A 17,456-nucleotide genomic window follows, 5' to 3' on the forward strand; every position below is an offset into this window, starting at 1 on the left:
ATGAAAAGACTGCTGTCGGGCGTCTGCGCCCTGGCTCTGGCCGGGACGCTGGGTAGCGTCGCGCACGCCGAAACGGTCTTCGTCCAGGCCGGCCGCCTCTTGGCCGACCCGGCCACCGGCAAGGTCGAGACGGCCAAGACCCTGGTGCTGGAGAACGGCAAGGTCGCGCGCATCGTCGACGGCTACGTCTCCGAGCCCGGCGGCAAGGTCGTGGACCTGAAGGACAGCTTCGTGCTGCCGGGCCTGATCGACAGCCACGTCCACCTGACCGGTCAGCAAGGGCCCAACTCACGGCTGGACGAAGTGACCCAGTCGTCGGCCGACCAGGCCATGGTCGGGGCTGGCTACGCCCGCAAGACCCTGATGGCGGGCTTCACGACGGTCGCGGACCTGGGGGCCGAGAACAACGCCATCTTCGCCCTGCGTGACGGGATCAAGCGCGGCGACGTGCCGGGGCCGCGCATCATCGCCGCCGGTTCGGCCGTGTCGATCCATGGCGGCCACGGCGACGTGAACGGCTATAGTGACGAGGTCATGCACGTGCTGCGGCCGACCTCGGTCTGCTCGGGCGCGGATGACTGCCGCCGCGCGGTGCGCGAGCAGGTCTGGCACGGGGCCGACATCATCAAGATCACCGCCACCGGCGGCGTGCTCTCCAACACCGCCGCGGGCCTGGCCCAGCAGTTCTCGGACGATGAGCTCAAGGCCATCGTCGACGCCGCCCACCGCATGGGCCGCAAGGTCACCGCCCACGCCCACGGCGTCGACGGCATCAACAGCTTCCTCAAAGCCGGCGGCGACTCGATCGAGCACGGCACCTATCTGGACGGCGACAGCATCGCCGCTTTCAAGAAGAACGGCGCCTATCTGGTGCAGACCCTGATGGCCGGCGACTTCGTCTACCGGATCGCCTCGGGCCCGAACAATTTCCTGACCCCCGCCCAGACGGCCAAGGCCCTGGACGCCGGCCCGAAGATGATCGCCATGGCCCGCCGCGCCCACGAGGGCGGGGTCAAGATCGCGTTCGGCACCGACACCGGGGTCAGCGCCCACGGCGACAATGCCGGCGAGTTCGCGCTGCTGGTCAAGGCTGGCCTCTCGCCGCTGGAGGCCATCCAGGCCGCGACGGTCAACGCGGCGGATCACTTCTCGCTGTCGAGCGAGATCGGCAGCCTGGCGGCCGGCAAGGCGGCCGACCTGATCGCGGTGAAGGGCGATCCGCTGAAGGACGTCACCGAGCTGCAGCGCGTGACGTCGGTGATCAAGGGCGGGGTGGTTTATAAGTAGGGGTCGCTGATCCTTCCGCCCCCTCCGGGGGCGGACGACCGCGCGTCGCGCGGTCAGGTGGGGGCAAGTAGGGTGATTTTCTCGCTGACTTGCCCCCTCCGCGCCTGCGGCGCTCCTACCCCGGAGGGGGAAGAAGGTTATAGGCCGACCTTCGCCAGCAGCTCTTCCAACGCCGCCGGGTCGTCGAAGCGCGCCCGCACCGGCCACGGCGTGACCTTCTCGCGCCATTTGGCCGGCAGGCGGACCCAGTCCTTCTCGGTGGTCACCAGCCCCGCGTCATAAACCTTGGCGCGCTCGGCCAGCATCTTCAGCGTGGCCTCGTCATATTCCCCATGGTCGGGGAAGGGCGCGAAGTCGACCAGCTGGCAGCCGGCGGCGGTCAGGGCCTTCTCGACCTTCCAGGGCTTGCCGATGCCGGCGAAACCGACCTGCGGGCCCTTTGGCACGGGGGCGGCGGGTTCCAGCCGCGCGACCAGCACCGGCATGTCGCCGAACTCGACCAGCAGGTCGAAGTCGGGCTGCTCCATGTCGACCGGCAGCAGCACGATCACCGCGTCAGCGCGCGACAGGCCCACCTTCAGCGGCTCGCGCATCGGGCCGGCGGGGAAGACGCGGCCGTCGCCGAACGGCCACTCGCCGCCGCGCGTCTCGCCGTCGACCACGACCAGGGACAGGGCCTTGCGGATGCTGGGGTTCTGGTGGCCGTCGTCCATGACCACGGCCTGGGCGCCCCATCGCGTGGCGGCCTTGGCGCCGGCGACGCGATCGACCGCCACCCACATCGGGAAGTCCTGGGCCAGCATCAGCGGCTCGTCGCCGACGTCCTTGGCGGTGTGGCGGGACGTGTCGACCTGGGTCGGCCCCTTCAGCCGGCCGCCATAGCCGCGCGACAGGCCGTGGGCGTTGACGCCGCGCTGGGTCAGGGTCAGCAGCAGCTCGCGCACGATCGGGGTCTTGCCCGCCCCGCCCATGGTGACATTGCCGACACAGATCACCGGCGCGCCGACGATGGCCGGGGTGGTGCGGGCGATGCGGCGGCGCGTGGCGTCGGCCCAGATCCAAGATAGCGGAGTCAGCAGGGCCCGGGTCAGCGGCGCCGGCCCGCCGTTTTTCACGTACCACCAGCGCGGCGTGCCGAGTTTCATGGGACCAGCTCGAGGATGCGGGAGAGACCGGCGCGGGCTTCGGCGTCACGGGCGTCGACATAGGTCCGGGCGCGGGCGGCGCGGGCCTTGGCGGCTTGCGGATCGGCAAGGTCGGCGGCGATCGCGTCCCTCAGGGCCTCCGGCGAAGTCATGACCACGCCATCGGCGGCCTCGAGCCCCGCGAAGGCCGAGGTCCAGTTGTCGACGAACGGGCCGCTAATCGCCGGGCAATCGAGACGCGCGGCCTCCAGCGGATTGTGGCCGCCGATGCCCTCGACCAGGCTGCCGGCGATGACCGAGGTCCCGGCCAGGCGGAACCACAGGCCCATCTCGCCCAGCGTGTCGGCGACGAGGATGTCGGCGGGCTCTCTCGACTGGCTGCGCAGGTTGGCCGAGAGGCCTCGGGCCTTGGCGAGTTCGACGATCGCCGGGCCGCGCTCGACGTGGCGGGGGGCCAGGATAACCGGCGGACGGTCCGGCAGGGCGGCGATGGCGTCCAGGGCGATCTCGTCCTCGCCAGGATGGGTGCTGGCGATCAGTAGCGGCGGGCGGTCGAAGCTGACGTCGCTGGCCACGGTCGGCAGCGGCGCCGCGCCGAACTTCAGGTCGGCCTCGCCGGCGACCTGGCCGCCGAGGGCCTCGAAGCGTTCGTGGGCGCGGTCGTCCTGGGCCAGGATCAGGTCGAAGCCCGACAGCAGCTGGCGGGCGGCGTCGGGGCGTTTCTTCCAGCTGGCGAAGCTGCGGTCCGACAGCTTGGCCGAGACCAGGGCCAGGCGCGTGCCGGCGGCCTTGGCCTCCAGCAGGAGGTTGGGCCACAGCTCGCTCTCGACGAACACCGCCAGGCTGGGCTTCCAGCGGGCGATGAAGCGCCGCGCCGCGCCTGGGGCGTCGACCGGGACGTACTGGTGGATCGCGCCGACCGGCAGGCGCTTGGCCAGCAGGGCCGCCGAGGTGGTGGTGCCGGAGGTCACCAGCACCGTGACCTCCGGTCGTTCGGCGCGCAGGCGCTCGACCAGCGGCAGGATCGACAGGCTCTCGCCGACGCTGGCGCCGTGCAGCCACACCAGCGGGCCGTCGGGGCGGACAACTTCGGCGCGGCCCAGGCGTTCGGCGATCCGCGCCGGGTCTTCCCTGCCCTTGCGGGCGCGGCCGGCCAGCACGGCAGGGGCGAGGGGTTCGAGCAGGCCTGTGGCGGCCCGGTAGAGGCCCAGGGACAGGGTCACACCACGCCTTCAGGGGCCAGCGAGCAGTTGTGCGCGCCGCTGGTGCTCTCGACCTGGATAGTCACGTGGCCGATCTTGAAGCGGCTGGCCAGCTCGGCGCAGGCGTCGTGCAGGAACTGGTCGTGATCCCCGTCCAGCGGACGGACAACGTGAGCGGTTAGCGCCGTCTCGGTGGTGCTCATGGCCCAGATGTGCAGGTCGTGGACCTCGCTGACGCCCGGGCGGCCGGCCAGCCATTCGCGCACCTTGCCCGGGTCGATGCCGCGCGGAGCGGCGTCCAGGGCCATGTCCAGCGAATCGCGCAGCAGGCCCCAGGTGCCCAGCACGATGACCACGACGATGGCCAGGCTGACCACAGGGTCGATCCACAGCCAGTTGGTCAGGCCCATGGCCAGGGCCGCGACCACCACGCCGGCCGAGACGGCGGCGTCGGCGGCCATGTGCAGGAAAGCCCCGCGAACGTTCAGGTCGTCCTCGGCGCCCTTCATGAACATCAGGGCCGTGGCGGTGTTGATGGCGATGCCGATGGCGGCGACGATCATCACCGGACCGGTCTGGACGGGCTCGGGCGCGCCGAAGCGGCGGACGGCCTCCCAGGCGATGGCGCCGACGGCCAGCAGCAGCAGGGCGGCATTGGCCAGCGAGGCCAGGATGGTGCCCTTGCGCAGGCCATAGGTGCGGCGGGCGCTGGGGGCGCGCTTGGCCAGCACGGCCGCGCCCCAGGCCAGCAGCAGGCCCAGAACGTCCGACAGGTTGTGGCCGGCGTCGGCTAGCAGGGCTAGCGAATGGGTGATCAGGCCCGCGCCGGCCTCGACCAGCACGAAGCCCAGGTTCAGCGCCACCCCGATCGCGAAGGCGCGGCCAAAGTCCTTGGGCGCGTGATGGTGATGGCCGCCGGGACCGTGGCTATGTCCGTGGTGGTGATGGCCGTGACCATGCGCGTGGTCATGATCGTGGTGATCATGGTCATGCTTGTGGTCGTGTCCGTGAGCGTCGTGAGCCATGGGCCCTACATCCCACCAAGGGCGGGCCGGATCAATCTTCCACCAGCTGTTCGGCTCGGCGGGTGACGGCCGAGAGGCGGTCGGCCCACTCTTCCGCCAGCTGGTCGGGGTCCTCGCCGCGGCCAGCCCCGGTCGGACCGTCCCAGACCATGGCGGCCTTGGCGAAGGGCAGGGGCACCATGGTGTTGTCCCACGAGCCCAGGCGGATGCAGGGCTTGGCGGCCAGGCCGACGAAGATCACCGGCGCGCTGGTGACACGGGCCAGGGAGGGTGTGCCCTTCTCCATGTGCTCGGCCGGGCCGCGCGGACCGTCGGGGGTGATGGCCACGCCGCCGCCGTCCTTGACCCACTTGACCATGTCGCGGAAGGCCTGCTCGCCGTGCTTGTTCTTGGCCAGGTCCGTCTTCTTGGCCGACGAGCCGCGGATGGCCGGGAAGCCCAGCTTCTCGACAGTGCGGGCGATGAACTCGCCGTCGTTGGAGCGCGAGATCAGGGCGCGCATGTCCTGGCGGCGGGCCAGATCCTGCGGCCAGCTGAGCGGCGACATCGGGATGCGCGAGTGCCAGAAGCACAGGATCGCGCCGGCGCCGGTCTCGCGGCCTTGCTTCCAGACCTCTTCGGCCTGCTCGGCGCCTTCGACGGTCATGCGCAGGGTGCGGAACACCAGCTTGGAATAGCCGGCGAAGATCGAGGACAGTAGCCAGATCACGAACGGTGAACGCAGGGGTCTCAAGCTTGCGACTCCGGTACGTGATCCAGGTCCTGGGCCTTGGCGAGGCGCGCATAGAGGCCGCCGGCGCGGACCAGCTCTGCGTGGGTCCCAGTCTCGACGACGCGGCCCTTGTCGATGACGTAGATGCGGTCGGCGTTCTTCACGGTCGACAGGCGGTGGGCGATCAGGATCGTCGTCCGGCCGGCCATCAGCCGCTCCAGGGCCGCCTGGACCTGGGCCTCGCTCTCGGTGTCCAGGGCGCTGGTGGCCTCGTCCAGCAGCAGGATCGGGGCGTCCTTGAGGAAGGCGCGGGCGATGGCGATGCGCTGGCGTTGGCCGCCAGACAGGCGCGCGCCGGCCTCGCCGACGGGGGTGTCGTAGCCCTCGGGCAGGTCCAGGATGAAGTCGTGGGCGGCGGCCTGGCGGGCGGCGGCCTCGATCTCCAGCTGGCTGGCGCCGGGGCGGGCATAGGCGATGTTGGCGCGGATGCTGTCGTCGAACAGGAACGGCTCCTGGGTGACCAGGGCGATGCGGTCGCGCAAGCTGGCCAGGGTCACCGACCGCACGTCGTGGCCGTCGATGGTCACCGCCCCGCCATTCACGTCATAGAAGCGCGGGATCAGGTTCAGGATCGAGCTCTTGCCGCCGCCCGACGGGCCGACCAGGGCGACGGTCTCGCCCTTGCGGGCGGTCAGCGAGACGTCCGACAGGGCCGGGATCGCGGTCCCGTACGAGAAGGTGACGTTGGTGAGGGCGATGGCGCTGTCGCCGGCCGGCAGGGCCTTGGCGTCGGCGGGATCGACAATGGCGGGGGCGACGTCCAGGGCCTCGAACAGGCGGCGGGCGGCGGTCAGACCCTCGGCGAAGACGGTCTGCAGGTTGGCGACCTGGCGCAGGGACTGGGCGGCGATGCCCAGCAGGATCACGAACTTCAGGAAACCGCCGGAGGTGATCGGCGGCAGGGTCAGCGGGCCGACGACCAGCGTCCCGGTAATCGCCCGCCAGCCCGCATAGGCGAACACGGCGGCGATCACGAGCTGCGAGAAGAGTTCGGTGGCCGGGGCGGCCATGGCGCGGGCGTTGCTGCCCTTGATCAAGTGGCGCTGGCGGCGCTCGACCACGGCGGCCACGCGGCCTTCCTCATAGGCCTCGCGGTTCTCCATCTTGACGATCTTGACCCCGTCCAGGCTCTCCATGATCGCCGTCGAGAGGTTGGAGGTCTCGCCCATGGCACCCTTGGCGGCCTTGGTCGTGCGCTTGGAGAAGTGGCGGATCACGCCATTGACGCCCGGCACGATGACCAGCACGCCGGCCGCCAGGATCGGATCGCTGGTCAGCAGAGCCCACAGGGTGATGACGACCGTCAGGCCCTCGCGGACATAGTTGATCACGCCGGTGGTCGCCGCTTCGCGGATCAGGCCGGCGTCGTAGAGCACCGAGGCCACGTAGGAGCCCGAGTGGGCGCCGCGCAGGCGGGCGAGATCCGCGCGGATCAGGCGGCCGAACAGGCGGGTCTGCATGTCGCCGACGACGCCGTTGCCGATGCGGTTGATCAGGCTGGCCTGGGTGACCTGGAAGACGCTCCGCGCTACGGCCAGGGCGGCAATGGTCAGGGGGACCCAGATCAGCGCGCCGGGCTGGGGATGGGCGATCAGCTTGTCGACGGCCGGCTCGACATATTCGCCCAGCATCACCGTCAGGCGGGCGACGATCACCGCGCTGATCATCGAGACCAGGAAGCCCTTCCAGCGGGGCTTCAGGAACTCGCGCCACATCCGGGCCATCAGGGCGCGGTTCGAGGGCTGGCTGTCCGGCGAGGTCATGCGGGAGGGGTCGGATTTCAACACGGTGCTGTCAAGGACGTGGCGGACGCACTCGCCCGTAAAAGCGACGCCATGAGGGCGGGTTTTGCCTTTCGGGGCGCTTGCCCCTACTTAGTCGCGGAATTTCCGAAGGATCGCGTCCTCTTGGCCAAGTTCGACCTCGTCACGCCCTGGGGCCGGTTCAAGACCTATCTCCACTATCTGTGGAACGACCACGCCTATCTGCGGCTGGGCTTTTCGAACGCCCACTGGATCAGCCCCGAGATGGTCCGCGCCAACCAGCCCTGGCCGTTCCAGCTGGCCTGGTGGAAGAAGCGCGGCATCAAGACGATCGTGAACCTGCGCGGCGGCTTCGATGGCAGCTTCTACGCGCTGGAGAAGGACGCCTGCGAGCGTCTGGGCCTGAACTTCGTCGACTTCACCATCACCTCGCGCGAGGTCCCGATCCGCGAGCGGGTGCGGGGGGCCAAGGAGCTGTTCGAGACGATCGAATATCCAGCCCTGATGCACTGCAAGTCGGGCGCGGACCGGGCGGGGATCATGAGTGTGTTCTACGCCCACTACCGTCTGGGCCTGCCGATCCGCGAGGCGGTGGAGCAGCTGTCGCCGCGCTACCTGCACATCAAGCACGGCAACACCGGCGTGCTGGACTACGTGTTCGAGCAATATCTGGAAGTCGGCGAACCCAAGGGGCTGACGTTCAGCGAGTGGGTCGAAAGCGACGACTACAATCCCGTCGAGATGAAGAAGACCTTCCGGGCGAACATGCTGGGGAAGGTGCTGACGGATAAGATTTTGAGAAGAGAGTAAGGAGGGACTTGCCCCCTCCGCGCTTCGCGCTCCTCCCCCGGAGGGGGAAGAAGGATCGTGGCGCACCTTCCGCCCCCTCCGGGGGCGGACGACCTGCGCAGCAGGTCAGGTGGGGGCCAGTGACCCGGCCCCCTTCAACCCTTAGCCCTCGCTCGACGGATCCAGCAGCTTGTGCGCGTGGATGATGAAATACCGCGCGTGCGCGTTGTCCACCGTCGCCTGGGCCTTGGCCTTCCAGGCCTTGTGGGCGTCTTCGTAGCTGGGATAGGCGCCGACGAACTCGACCTTGCTCAGGTCGCGGAATTCAATGCCGGCGACATCCTTCAGTTCGCCACCGACCACGATATGAAGAAGCTGCTTATCGACCATTTGGAGCATGTTCCTGCGAGGAATTATGTTTATGGCAGCTCGATATGCCCGACGCGTGACAGGATCAATGGGGCCAGCGCCTTATTGGCGCAAACCAGGCTCGGAACCAGCGGAACGGGGCGATTATAGGCGAAATCGCGGCCTTTGTGGTCGCTGAGCCAGGCGCCGGCGCGGCGGCAGATCAGGTCGGCGGCGGCCAGGTCCCACTCGCTTTTGGGCGACAGGGCGATAGCGGCGTCGAAGGTCCCGGCCGCGACCAGGCACATGCGATAGGCGATGGAGTTGCGGCTCTCGATGCGCATCTCGGGCCAGGGCTCGCGCCAGGCCGGGTGGGCGAACATCTTGGCGTCGCCCAGCATGGCCGCGCCGAAAAGCTCGGCCGTGGCGCTGGGTGCGATCGGCTGGCCGTTCAGCGTGGCCGGACCGTCGACCGTGGCGGCGTAGGTCTCGTTGAGCGCCGGGGCATGGACGACGCCGGCGATCGGCTGGCCGTTCTCGACCACGGCGATCGAGACCGCGAACCACGGCTTGTTCTTCATGAAGGCCACGGTGCCGTCGATCGGGTCGACCACGAACTGGCGGCGCGTGGTCAGGCGGGCCGGATCGTCGGCGGTCTCTTCCGAAAGCCAACCATAGTCGGGACGCTCGGCGGTCAGCTGCGTCTTCAGCAGGGTGTCGACGGCCAGGTCGGCGTCGGTGACCGGCGAGCCGCCCTCTTTGGACCAGATCTTCAAACCTTCTTCGCGCGCAGCGAGCGCCAGCTCGCCGGCTTCCTGGGCGGCTTGAAGGATCAGGTCCAGGTCGTTCATTTGCCCGCGATCGCCAGGGCGTCGACCAGGATCGACGGACTGTTGCTGGCGCCCCGGAATTCGAGGTCAGAGCCGGGGACCAGGCGGGCGTAGATGTCGATCAGGTTGCCGGCCACGGTGATCTCGGTGACCGGGCCGGTGCTCTCGCCATTCTCGAACCAGACGCCCGAGCAGCCCACCGACCAGTCGCCGGTATTGCCGTTCAGCGAGGGGCCGAACATCGAGGTGACCAAGAGGCCCGTGCCGGCGTCCTTCATCAGGCCCGCTAGGTCCTGGGCGCCCGGCTGGAGCGTCAGGTTGTGGGTCGAGACGCCCGAGGGACCCGCCAGGCCGCGCGAGGCGTGGCCGGTGGTCACCAGGCCCAGCTGCTTGGCCGAGCTGGTGTTCAAGAGCCAGGTGGTCAGCACGCCATCGTCGATCAGGCTGCGCACGTGGGTGGCCACGCCCTCGTCGTCGAACGGCGCCGAGCCCAGGCCGCGTACGCGATGCGGGTCCTCGGTCAGGTTGACGCCCTTGGCGAAGATCTGCTGGCCCAGCTTGTCCTTCAGGAACGAGGTGCCGCGCGCGATCGACGGGCCCGAGATCGCGCCCAGCAGCGGGCCGATCAGGCTCATGGCCAGGCGGTTCTCGAAGATCACCGGGGCGGTGGTCGAGGCGATCTTGCGCGGGTTCAGGCGCGCCACCGCCTGGCGGCCGGCCTCCATGCCGATGTCGCCGGCGGCCGGCAGATCGCCGAAGTGGCGGGTCGAGCGGCCTTCGCCGCCGCGTTCCATGCCCGCGCCCTCGCCGGCGATGGCCGAGGCCGAGATCGAGTGGCCGGTGGCCGCGTGTGTGCCGTGGAAGCCGGCGGTGGTGACCAGCGCCCACTTCGACGAGGACCAGGTGGCCGAGCCGCCGTCGGAATTGGTCACGCCCTGGACCTCGCGGGCGTGCGCCTCGGCGATCCGGGCCTGGGTCTCCAGCGTCTCGGCGTTCGGCTCGTAGGCGTCGATCAGGTCGAGCTCGGGATAGGGGCCCTTGGCCAGGCGGTCGTGCTGGGCCAGGCTGGCGTAAGGATCTTCCGGGGCCAGGCGGGCCATGGCCACGGCGCGCTCGATCAGCTTGGCGCGGGCCTCGGCCGAGATGTCGGAGCCGGAGACGGTGGCGCTGCGCTGACCGATGAAGACGCGCAGGCCCAGATCGCGGGCCTCCTCGCGCTCGACTTCTTCCAGCTCGCCCAGGCGAACCGAGACGGAAAGGGATTGGCGCTCGGCGAAGACAGCCTCGGCGGCGTCCGCCCCGGCCTTGCGCGCGGCGGCGACCACGTCATGCAGCAGATTATCGTCCATGCCGTCTTATGGACGACGCTCCCCCGCAGGGGCAAGCGCTACCCGATGGCCGAGAGCAGCAGCGCCACGCCCGCGAAGATGTAGGCGAGCCAGGTGGCGACCATGCCGATGGAGCGCCCGATCGACGCGCCGCCGTTGGTGGACAGGCCAAACGCATGGATGGCGCGGCCGGCGAACAGCACGAAGCCGACGACATGGACGGTCAGCGGCGAGGCGCCGGCCACAGCCAGTACGGCCAGCGACGCCACGCCCGTCGGGACATATTCGGTGGCGTTGCCGAAGGCGCGGATGGCGCGGGCCAGCTCCGGGATGCCTTCGTCACCCAGCGCCACCTTGTGCTTCTGGCGCAGGCGCACGACCAGCAGCGACAGGATCAGCAGCAGGAAAAGGTGCAGGCCGGCCCAAAGCGCGGCCGCGTGACCCGAAGCAATCGTATCCATCAAACTCAAACCCTAGCACGCCGCCCGCCCCCGAGCGTGGCCGCTATATGAGACTTTCCGGGGACGGTCGGCAAGCCGACCCGCCTTTCAGGCGACTTCGCGGGCGATCGGGTACAGCAGATAGTGGTCGTCGTAGAAGGGCGTGCGTTCGTAGAACCAGGCCAGGCGGGCGTCGGGATCGGCGGCGAAAGCGGGCTCGGCGGCCAGCTTGGCCTCGAATTCGGCCTTCAGCGCAGGATCGGCCGCCATCATCTTCTCGGCCAGCGGGGCGATGCAGTAGGGTTCGATATATTCGACCCGGCTGAGCACCTCGGGGACCATGCCCCAGGCAAAGACGCTCTCGCTGGATTGCGGCTCCAGCAGCAGCACGACCAGGTCGCCCAGCGGCTGGTCGGTCGGGACGCGGACCGAACCCTTGGGGAAGGTCCAGGCGCGGGTCTCGGTGGTGACCGTCTCGACGCTGATCTGCACGTGGCCCTCGTTGGCGCGGTCGGCCAGCTTGGGATCGACCAGGCGGATCATCTCGACCTCGACGGTCTGGTCGGCCTTCAGGGTCTCCAGCTGCACGCCGTGCAGCTTCAGCCGCTCGATCAGGTCGGCCCGGTAGCTTGGGACGTAGTAGGCGACAGGGCGCTTCAGGCTCAGCGACGGCTTGGAGCCGTAGAACGGGACTTGCCACAGCTCCGGATCGGCCTCGCCCAACCAGCGCACCTCCTGCCGGCCCGAGGCGGGGCTGTCATAGTACTCGTAGCGGATGCCCTTGAAGGCGCGGGTATAGGCCGGCGTCGGGTCGCTGACGAAGTTGGCCAGCACCTCGGTCGGGCGCAGGGCGTTGTCGGCGGCGATGGCGGTCCGCAGGTCGCCACCCTTGTCGGCCAGCAGCTTCAGGGCCGTCTCGATGAAGACATAGGTCCCCAGCACGCGCTGGACGTGCGGCTTGAGGCTATGGTTCTCGATCAGGATGGTCGGGACATGGGCCGCCGCGCCCCAACCGTTCGAGAAGCGCTCCCCTAAGCCGCCGTCATTGAAGCCGGCCTTGGGGTTCTGGTCGTCGATGCCGAACACCAGCTCGCCCGGAATGTGGCCCTCGGCCTCCAGGCTGGCGTTCATGGCCGGCTTCAGCACCTCGTCCAGCCACTTGGCGATGGCGGGGGAGCGACACCAGACGCCGTTCTCGCCATTGAAGCCGTAGGTGACGTCGTACTGGTAGTCGAGGCCGTCGGTGACGTGGACGTCAACATAGAGATCGGCCTTGTACTTGGCCTGCAGGCGCTTCAGGGCCTGCATCTCCGGCTGGTCCAGTTTCATGAAGTCGCGATTGAGGTTCTGGTTGGTCGCGGTGTTGCGCCAGCCCTGGATGCGCGGCCCGCGCTGGTTGGGACGGGAGTAGGGACCCGAGCGCTCGTGGCCATCGACCGACAGGATCGGCAGCAGGACCAGGTTGACCTTGTCCAGCAGCCCGTCCTTGCCGTGAAACGCCATGTCCCGCAGCAGCATCATCCCGGCGTCCTTGCCGTCGATCTCGCCGGGGTGGATGCCGCACTGGACCAGCAGCAGGGGCTTTTTCGGGTCCAGCGTCTCGCCGTCTTTCGACGCGATCACCGCGAAGATCTCGCGGCCCTGGGGCGAGACCCCGAAGTCCTCGACGCGGACCAGCTTGGACGCCGCCTCCAGCCGGTCGAACCAGGCGCGGGTATCGACATAGGTCGGCGAGAAGTCGTGCTCGGGGTCGGCCTCGAACGGCGTGACCCACGGATCGGACGTGTCGCGGATTAGGGCCTGGCTGGCGCCCTGCCAGTGCGGGGCTGGCGGCAGGAAGGCTTCGTCCCATGGCCCCTTGGAAGAGGGGGCTTTAGTGGTCTGCGACATGGCGGGAGCTCCCAGGGCAAGCAGGGCGAAGGCGACGTGCCGCCGCTGTCGTCGCGCCTCGCGACGCCCCTGGCAAGGGGGCGCCTAGAAGGTCAGCATCACCACCAGGAAGATCGCGTTCAACACCGACAGCATGACGAGATTGGCAATGCGGTTCCGGACGACCAGCAGCGCGACCATCAGCAGGTAGAAGGCTAGAAACAACGCGACGTGCAGGCCCATCCAGCGCGTGTGAAGGGTCTCGGTGAAGCCCTTGACTAGCACGCTGTTGACTTCGAAACCCAGGAGGCTGCCAGCCAGCAGGCCGCCGATCAGGACGCGCTTGTGCTTGTCGTAGTAGGCGTTGAGATCGGGCCACGTAGCGAAATCGTCCGGGGCCGCCATGGCCGCGATGATGAAGTAAAGCCCCGCTGCGGACATGCCGACGGTCACCAGCGCCAGGTTGAGGTCGGCCAGTCCCATCAGGCGTGAGGCGCTGTTTATTAGGCTGCACAGGTCCAATAGGATCAACAGCATCAGCAGCGGCGTTAGCAGACCCACGCGCACCGCCGAGCGGTTCCGGATGATCCGTACGACGGACGACATCAGCGTCGCGACAGCCAACGCCAACAACGCGCCATAGGCGCCGAAGTAGATCTCGATCGCGTCCATAAGCCCCCCAGCTCCGACTCAGAGGACGCTACTTCCAGATCGGCGTTCCGTCTCCCGGCAAACCCAGGCGGGCCCACTTTTCGGTGACGGCTTCGACCACCGATTGATCCATGCGGATCTCCTCGCCCCATTCGCGCTTGGTTTCGGGCGGCCACTTGTCGGTGGCGTCGAGGCCGATCTTGGAGCCCAGGCCGCTCTCGGGGCTGGCGAAATCCAGATAGTCGATCGGGGTGTGCTCGATCACCGTGATGTCCCGGGCGGGATCCATCTTGGTGCTGATCGCCCACATCACGTCCTTCCAGTCGCGGGCGTTGATGTCGTGGTCCACGACGATCACCCACTTGGTGTACATGAACTGGCGCAGATAGCTCCACACGCCCAGCATCACGCGCTTGGCGTGGCCGGGATAGGCCTTCTTCATCGAGACCACGGCGATGCGGTAGCTGCAGCCCTCGGGCGGCAGCCAGAAGTCGACGATCTCGGGGAACTGCTGGCGGATCAGCGGGATGAACACCTCGTTCAGCGCCTCGCCCAGCACCGAGGGCTCGTCCGGCGGACGGCCGGTGAAGGTGGTCAGATAGATCGGGTCCTTGCGCATGGTGATCGCCGTCACCTGGAAGACCGGGAACTTCTCGACGCTGTTGTAGTAGCCGGTGTGGTCGCCGTAGGGGCCTTCATCGGCATGCTCGTCCAGCAGGACGTGGCCCTCGATGACGATCTCGGCATGGGCCGGGACCATCAGCGGCACGGTCTTGGCGGGGACGAGATCGACCTTGGCGCCGCGCAGCAGGCCGGCGAACTGGTATTCCGACAGAGTGTCCGGAACCGGCGTCACGGCGGCCAGGATGGTGCCGGGGTCCGCGCCCAGCACGGCGCAGGCGGGCAGGGGATCCTTATTGCCGGCCTTCTTGTGGCGGGCGTAGTGCTGCGCGCCGCCGCGATGGGCCAGCCAGCGCATGATGCACTTGTCCTTGGACAGCACCTGCATGCGGTAGATGCCGAGGTTGAAGTCGTCCTCGCGGTCCTTGCCCGGACCCTTGGTCACGACGAGGGGCCAGGTGATCAGCGGCGCGGGCTCGCCCGGCCAGCAGGTCTGGACCGGCAGTTTGGAGAGATCGATCTGGTCGCCGGTCAGGACGACCTCCTGCACGGGGGCCTTCTTCACCGTGCCGGGGCGCATGCTCATGACCGTCTTGGCCAGGGGCAGCATGTCGATGGCGTCCTTCAGGCCCTTCGGCGGCTGGGGTTGGCGCAGGAAGGCCAGCAGTTCGCCGACCTCACGCAACTCACCCGCCGTCTCGCGCGGCTCGCCGCCCAGGGTCACGCCCATGGCCATGCGCTTGACCGTGCCGAACAGATTGGCGAGCGCCGGCATCTCCGAACGCGAGCCGTCCGGCAGCAGCACATGCTCGAACAGCACCGCCGGGCCGCCGGTGGCCAAGAGGCGCGTCTGGATCTCGGTCATTTCCAGCACGCTGGAGACCGGTTCCTTGACCCGGACCAGCTCGCCCTTGGCCTCCAGGACGTCGATGAATTCGCGCAAGGATCGGTAGGCCATGGGGACTCCTGAGAACGCGCGGAACCTAGACCGGGCCGGGAGAGAACTGAATCGGTTTTTGCCCACTCCACCTCCGTTTCCCGGCGAAAGCCGGGGCCCAGATTCATCCGGAGAGGCTGGGGTGTTCGCGCCGAAGCGCCCTGTCAGGATCGCAGGCGCTCGTGGGTTCGATCTGGGCCCCGGCTTTCTCCGGGGAGACGGGGTTTGGGTTAAGCCGAAACCGCAAGATCATCCGCGTGGATCATCGGGCCTTCAGTGAAGCCCAGCTCGGCCTCGATGGCGTCGGAGCGCAGGCCGGCGATGCGCTGGGCGTCGGCGCTGTCGTAGCGGACGAGACCCCGGGCGACTTCGGCGCCGGTCTCGTCGCGGACCCGGACGGCGTCGCCCTTCTCGAACGGCCCCTCGATGGCGCGAACGCCGGCCGACAGCAGGCTCTTGCCGGAAGCGAGGGCCTTGGCGGCGCCGGCGTCGACGGTCACCCAGCCTTGCGGGGCCAGCGAGCCGGCGATCCAGGCCTTGTAGGCGGCGGCAGGCGAGGCGCCGGCTTCGATCAGGGTCGCCTTCTCGCCGTCGGCGATGGCGGCCAGCGGACGCGGGCGCGAGCCCAGGGTGATCAGGGTGGCGCAACCGGCGGCGCGGGCGATGCGGGCGGCGGCGATCTTGGTGGCCATGCCGCCGGTGCCGACGCCGGCGGCGGCATTGGCGCCCTCGGCCATGCCGGCGATCTCGGGCGTGATCTCGCTAACCAGCGGGATGTGCGCGGCGTTCGGGTTCTTGCGCGGGTCGGCGGTGTAGAGGCCGTCGATGTCCGACAGCAGCACCAGCAGGTCGGCGCCGGCCATCTGGGCCACGCGGGCGGCCAGGCGGTCGTTGTCGCCGTAGCGGATCTCTTCGGTGACGACGGTGTCGTTCTCGTTGACCACCGGCACCACGCCCAGGCCCATCAGGGTCTCGGTCGTAGCGCGGGCGTTCAGCCAGCGGCGGCGCATCTCGGTGTCGTCGCGGGTCAGCAGGATCTGGGCGACGCCGACGCCGTGCGGTTCGAAGGCTTCTTCCCAGGCGTGCATGAGCAGGCTCTGGCCAGCGGCCGCGGCGGCCTGCTTTTCCGGCAGGGTCGTCTTGCGGCCGACCAGGCCCAGGCGACGCCGTCCAAGCGCGACGGCGCCCGACGAGACCACCAGCACCTGCTTGCCGGCGTCGCGCAGGGCGGCGGCGTCGGCGCAGAAGGCTTCCAGCCAGGCCCGGTTGGCGCGGCCCGTCTCGGCGTCGACCAGCAGGGCCGAACCGACCTTGAAGACGATGCGACGGGCGTTACCAAACGCCCCGGCAGCGTGGCTCACGGCGTCCAGCCCCCGGGGGTTTCGTCGATGTGATCTTCGTCCTCGTCGATCTCGTCCTCGAGGTCGCCACGACGGATGCGCACCTGGCGGTAGGCCGCGCGCAGCAGTTCGGTGACGCCCTGGCCCGAGACGCCAGACACCAGGCGCGGCTTGACGCCGGCCACGGCTTCCAGCTCGGCGATCTTCTCGGCGAGGGTTTCCTCGTCGAGAGCGTCGATCTTGTTCAGCGCCAGGATCTCGGACTTGTCGGCCAGCTCGTCGCCATAGGCTTCCAGCTCGCCGCGGATCGTGGTCCAGGCGCCGGCGATGTCGTCCTGGGTGGCGTCGACCAGGTGGATCAGCACCGCCGAGCGTTCGACGTGGCCCAGGAAACGGGTGCCAAGCCCTGCGCCTTCCGACGCGCCCTCGATCAGGCCGGGAATGTCGGCCAGCACGAAACGCTCGCTGCTGGACAGGTCCACGACGCCCAGGTTCGGGGTCAGGGTGGTGAAGGGATAGTCGGCGATCTTGGGCTTGGCGGCGCTGGCGGCGGCCAGGAAGGTCGACTTGCCCGCATTGGGCAGGCCGACCAGGCCGACGTCGGCGATCAGCTTCAGCCGCATCCAGATCCAGCGCTCTTCGCCTTCCTGGCCAGGATTGGCGTATTTCGGGGCCTGGTTCACCGGGCCCTTGAAGTGCAGGTTGCCCCAGCCGCCGTTGCCGCCCTTGGCCAGCAACAGGCGCGCGCCCGCGTGGTCCAGGTCGGCGATCAGGGTTTCCTTGTCTTCTTCAAGGATCTCGGTGCCCACCGGAACCTTCAGCAGCACGTCCTCGCCAGCGGCGCCGTGGCGCGCGCGACCCATGCCGTGCACGCCCGTGCCGGCCTTGAAGTGCTGCTGGTAGCGGTAGTCGATCAGAGTGTTAAGGCCTTCGACGGCCTCGATCCACACGTCGCCGCCGCGGCCGCCGTCGCCGCCGTCCGGGCCGCCGTACTCGATGTACTTCTCGCGGCGGAACGACACCGACCCGCCGCCGCCGTTACCCGAGCGGATGTAGATCTTGCATTGGTCCAAGAATTTCATGGCGCTCTTTAGTCCCAAGGCATCCCG

The 17,456-nt window shown here is 68.9% G+C and carries 16 protein-coding genes; 2 read left to right on the forward strand and 14 right to left on the reverse strand.

Annotated elements, in window-relative coordinates:
- Nucleotides 1–1,287 carry an amidohydrolase family protein gene (locus J7528_RS05640; RefSeq protein WP_291871963.1) on the forward strand — a complete coding sequence of 429 codons (1,287 nt, stop codon included), beginning with the start codon at nucleotides 1–3 and terminating at the stop codon, nucleotides 1,285–1,287.
- A gap of 137 nt (nucleotides 1,288–1,424) precedes the next feature.
- Here the strand turns inward: J7528_RS05640 and lpxK are convergent, their stop codons facing one another.
- Genes lpxK through J7528_RS05665 form a run of 5 tightly spaced genes read right to left on the reverse strand, consistent with a single transcriptional unit; the run spans nucleotide 1,425 to nucleotide 7,194 of the window.
- A complete protein-coding gene (gene lpxK, locus J7528_RS05645) occupies nucleotides 1,425–2,432 on the reverse strand; it encodes a tetraacyldisaccharide 4'-kinase (protein WP_291871964.1) in 1,008 nt (335 codons plus the stop codon).
- On the reverse strand, nucleotides 2,429–3,655 hold the full coding sequence (locus J7528_RS05650; RefSeq protein ID WP_291871965.1) for a 3-deoxy-D-manno-octulosonic acid transferase: 1,227 nt from the start codon (nucleotides 3,653–3,655) through the stop codon (nucleotides 2,429–2,431). Before J7528_RS05650 ends, lpxK begins: the two co-directional genes overlap by 4 nt.
- Complete coding sequence (locus tag J7528_RS05655) at nucleotides 3,652–4,659, reverse strand: cation diffusion facilitator family transporter (protein ID WP_291871966.1); 1,008 nt, start codon at nucleotides 4,657–4,659, stop codon at nucleotides 3,652–3,654. Before J7528_RS05655 ends, J7528_RS05650 begins: the two co-directional genes overlap by 4 nt.
- Nucleotides 4,660–4,690: 31 nt before the next feature.
- Nucleotides 4,691–5,392 (reverse strand): lysophospholipid acyltransferase family protein, encoded by a 702-nt coding sequence (locus J7528_RS05660; RefSeq protein ID WP_291871967.1) that lies wholly within the window; start codon nucleotides 5,390–5,392, stop codon nucleotides 4,691–4,693.
- Nucleotides 5,389–7,194 (reverse strand): ABC transporter ATP-binding protein, encoded by a 1,806-nt coding sequence (locus J7528_RS05665; protein ID WP_291872166.1) that lies wholly within the window; start codon nucleotides 7,192–7,194, stop codon nucleotides 5,389–5,391. The genes J7528_RS05660 and J7528_RS05665 overlap by 4 nt, the downstream gene beginning before the upstream one ends.
- A 144-nt stretch (nucleotides 7,195–7,338) precedes the next feature.
- Here J7528_RS05665 and J7528_RS05670 point away from each other — a divergent pair, with 144 nt between their 5' ends.
- The gene (locus J7528_RS05670; RefSeq protein ID WP_291871968.1) at nucleotides 7,339–8,004 is read left to right on the forward strand and encodes a tyrosine-protein phosphatase; all 666 of its coding nucleotides are present in this window, start codon (nucleotides 7,339–7,341) and stop codon (nucleotides 8,002–8,004) included.
- Between the two features lie 141 nt (nucleotides 8,005–8,145).
- On the opposite strand, the gene J7528_RS05675 is transcribed toward J7528_RS05670, so the two are convergent.
- From J7528_RS05675 to obgE, 9 genes are all read right to left on the reverse strand, one after another.
- Nucleotides 8,146–8,382: a DUF4170 domain-containing protein gene (locus tag J7528_RS05675; protein WP_291871969.1), complete on the reverse strand. Its 237-nt coding sequence runs from the start codon at nucleotides 8,380–8,382 to the stop codon at nucleotides 8,146–8,148.
- A 20-nt stretch (nucleotides 8,383–8,402) separates the two neighbouring features.
- Nucleotides 8,403–9,182, reverse strand: a complete 780-nt coding sequence (locus J7528_RS05680) for a 3'(2'),5'-bisphosphate nucleotidase CysQ (RefSeq protein WP_291871970.1) — start codon at nucleotides 9,180–9,182, stop codon at nucleotides 8,403–8,405.
- Nucleotides 9,179–10,510: a TldD/PmbA family protein gene (locus J7528_RS05685; RefSeq protein WP_291871971.1), complete on the reverse strand. Its 1,332-nt coding sequence runs from the start codon at nucleotides 10,508–10,510 to the stop codon at nucleotides 9,179–9,181. Before J7528_RS05685 ends, J7528_RS05680 begins: the two co-directional genes overlap by 4 nt.
- A 38-nt stretch (nucleotides 10,511–10,548) precedes the next feature.
- Nucleotides 10,549–10,950 carry an MAPEG family protein gene (locus J7528_RS05690; protein ID WP_291871972.1) on the reverse strand — a complete coding sequence of 134 codons (402 nt, stop codon included), beginning with the start codon at nucleotides 10,948–10,950 and terminating at the stop codon, nucleotides 10,549–10,551.
- Nucleotides 10,951–11,037: 87 nt separating this feature from the next.
- Nucleotides 11,038–12,819: a M14 family metallopeptidase gene (locus tag J7528_RS05695; protein WP_291871973.1), complete on the reverse strand. Its 1,782-nt coding sequence runs from the start codon at nucleotides 12,817–12,819 to the stop codon at nucleotides 11,038–11,040.
- Between the two features lie 84 nt (nucleotides 12,820–12,903).
- The gene (locus tag J7528_RS05700) at nucleotides 12,904–13,470 is read right to left on the reverse strand and encodes a hypothetical protein (RefSeq protein ID WP_291871974.1); all 567 of its coding nucleotides are present in this window, start codon (nucleotides 13,468–13,470) and stop codon (nucleotides 12,904–12,906) included.
- A 28-nt stretch (nucleotides 13,471–13,498) separates the two neighbouring features.
- Complete coding sequence (locus J7528_RS05705; RefSeq protein WP_291871975.1) at nucleotides 13,499–15,028, reverse strand: UbiD family decarboxylase; 1,530 nt, start codon at nucleotides 15,026–15,028, stop codon at nucleotides 13,499–13,501.
- Nucleotides 15,029–15,237: 209 nt separating this feature from the next.
- A complete protein-coding gene (gene proB / locus J7528_RS05710; RefSeq protein WP_291871976.1) occupies nucleotides 15,238–16,368 on the reverse strand; it encodes a glutamate 5-kinase in 1,131 nt (376 codons plus the stop codon).
- Entirely contained in the window at nucleotides 16,365–17,429 is a 1,065-nt protein-coding gene (gene obgE / locus J7528_RS05715) for a GTPase ObgE (protein WP_291871977.1), read from the reverse strand. Before obgE ends, proB begins: the two co-directional genes overlap by 4 nt.
- Between the last annotated feature and the right edge of the window lie 27 nt (nucleotides 17,430–17,456).

The organism is Caulobacter sp. (genome assembly GCF_017744445.1).
Taxonomy (GTDB): Bacteria; Pseudomonadota; Alphaproteobacteria; order Caulobacterales; family Caulobacteraceae; genus Caulobacter.

Bases quoted from the DNA above. Each gene is read 5' to 3' on its own strand.
- J7528_RS05640 (WP_291871963.1), top strand. From the start codon at position 1: ATGAAAAGACTGCTGTCGGGCGTCTGCGCCCTGGCTCTGGCCGGGACG.
- lpxK (WP_291871964.1), bottom strand. From the start codon at position 2,432: ATGAAACTCGGCACGCCGCGCTGGTGGTACGTGAAAAACGGCGGGCCG.
- J7528_RS05655 (WP_291871966.1), bottom strand. From the start codon at position 4,659: ATGGCTCACGACGCTCACGGACACGACCACAAGCATGACCATGATCAC.
- J7528_RS05665 (WP_291872166.1), bottom strand. From the start codon at position 7,194: ATGACCTCGCCGGACAGCCAGCCCTCGAACCGCGCCCTGATGGCCCGG.
- J7528_RS05675 (WP_291871969.1), bottom strand. From the start codon at position 8,382: ATGCTCCAAATGGTCGATAAGCAGCTTCTTCATATCGTGGTCGGTGGC.
- J7528_RS05680 (WP_291871970.1), bottom strand. From the start codon at position 9,182: ATGAACGACCTGGACCTGATCCTTCAAGCCGCCCAGGAAGCCGGCGAG.
- J7528_RS05685 (WP_291871971.1), bottom strand. From the start codon at position 10,510: ATGGACGATAATCTGCTGCATGACGTGGTCGCCGCCGCGCGCAAGGCC.
- J7528_RS05690 (WP_291871972.1), bottom strand. From the start codon at position 10,950: ATGGATACGATTGCTTCGGGTCACGCGGCCGCGCTTTGGGCCGGCCTG.
- J7528_RS05695 (WP_291871973.1), bottom strand. From the start codon at position 12,819: ATGTCGCAGACCACTAAAGCCCCCTCTTCCAAGGGGCCATGGGACGAA.
- J7528_RS05700 (WP_291871974.1), bottom strand. From the start codon at position 13,470: ATGGACGCGATCGAGATCTACTTCGGCGCCTATGGCGCGTTGTTGGCG.
- J7528_RS05705 (WP_291871975.1), bottom strand. From the start codon at position 15,028: ATGGCCTACCGATCCTTGCGCGAATTCATCGACGTCCTGGAGGCCAAG.
- obgE (WP_291871977.1), bottom strand. From the start codon at position 17,429: ATGAAATTCTTGGACCAATGCAAGATCTACATCCGCTCGGGTAACGGC.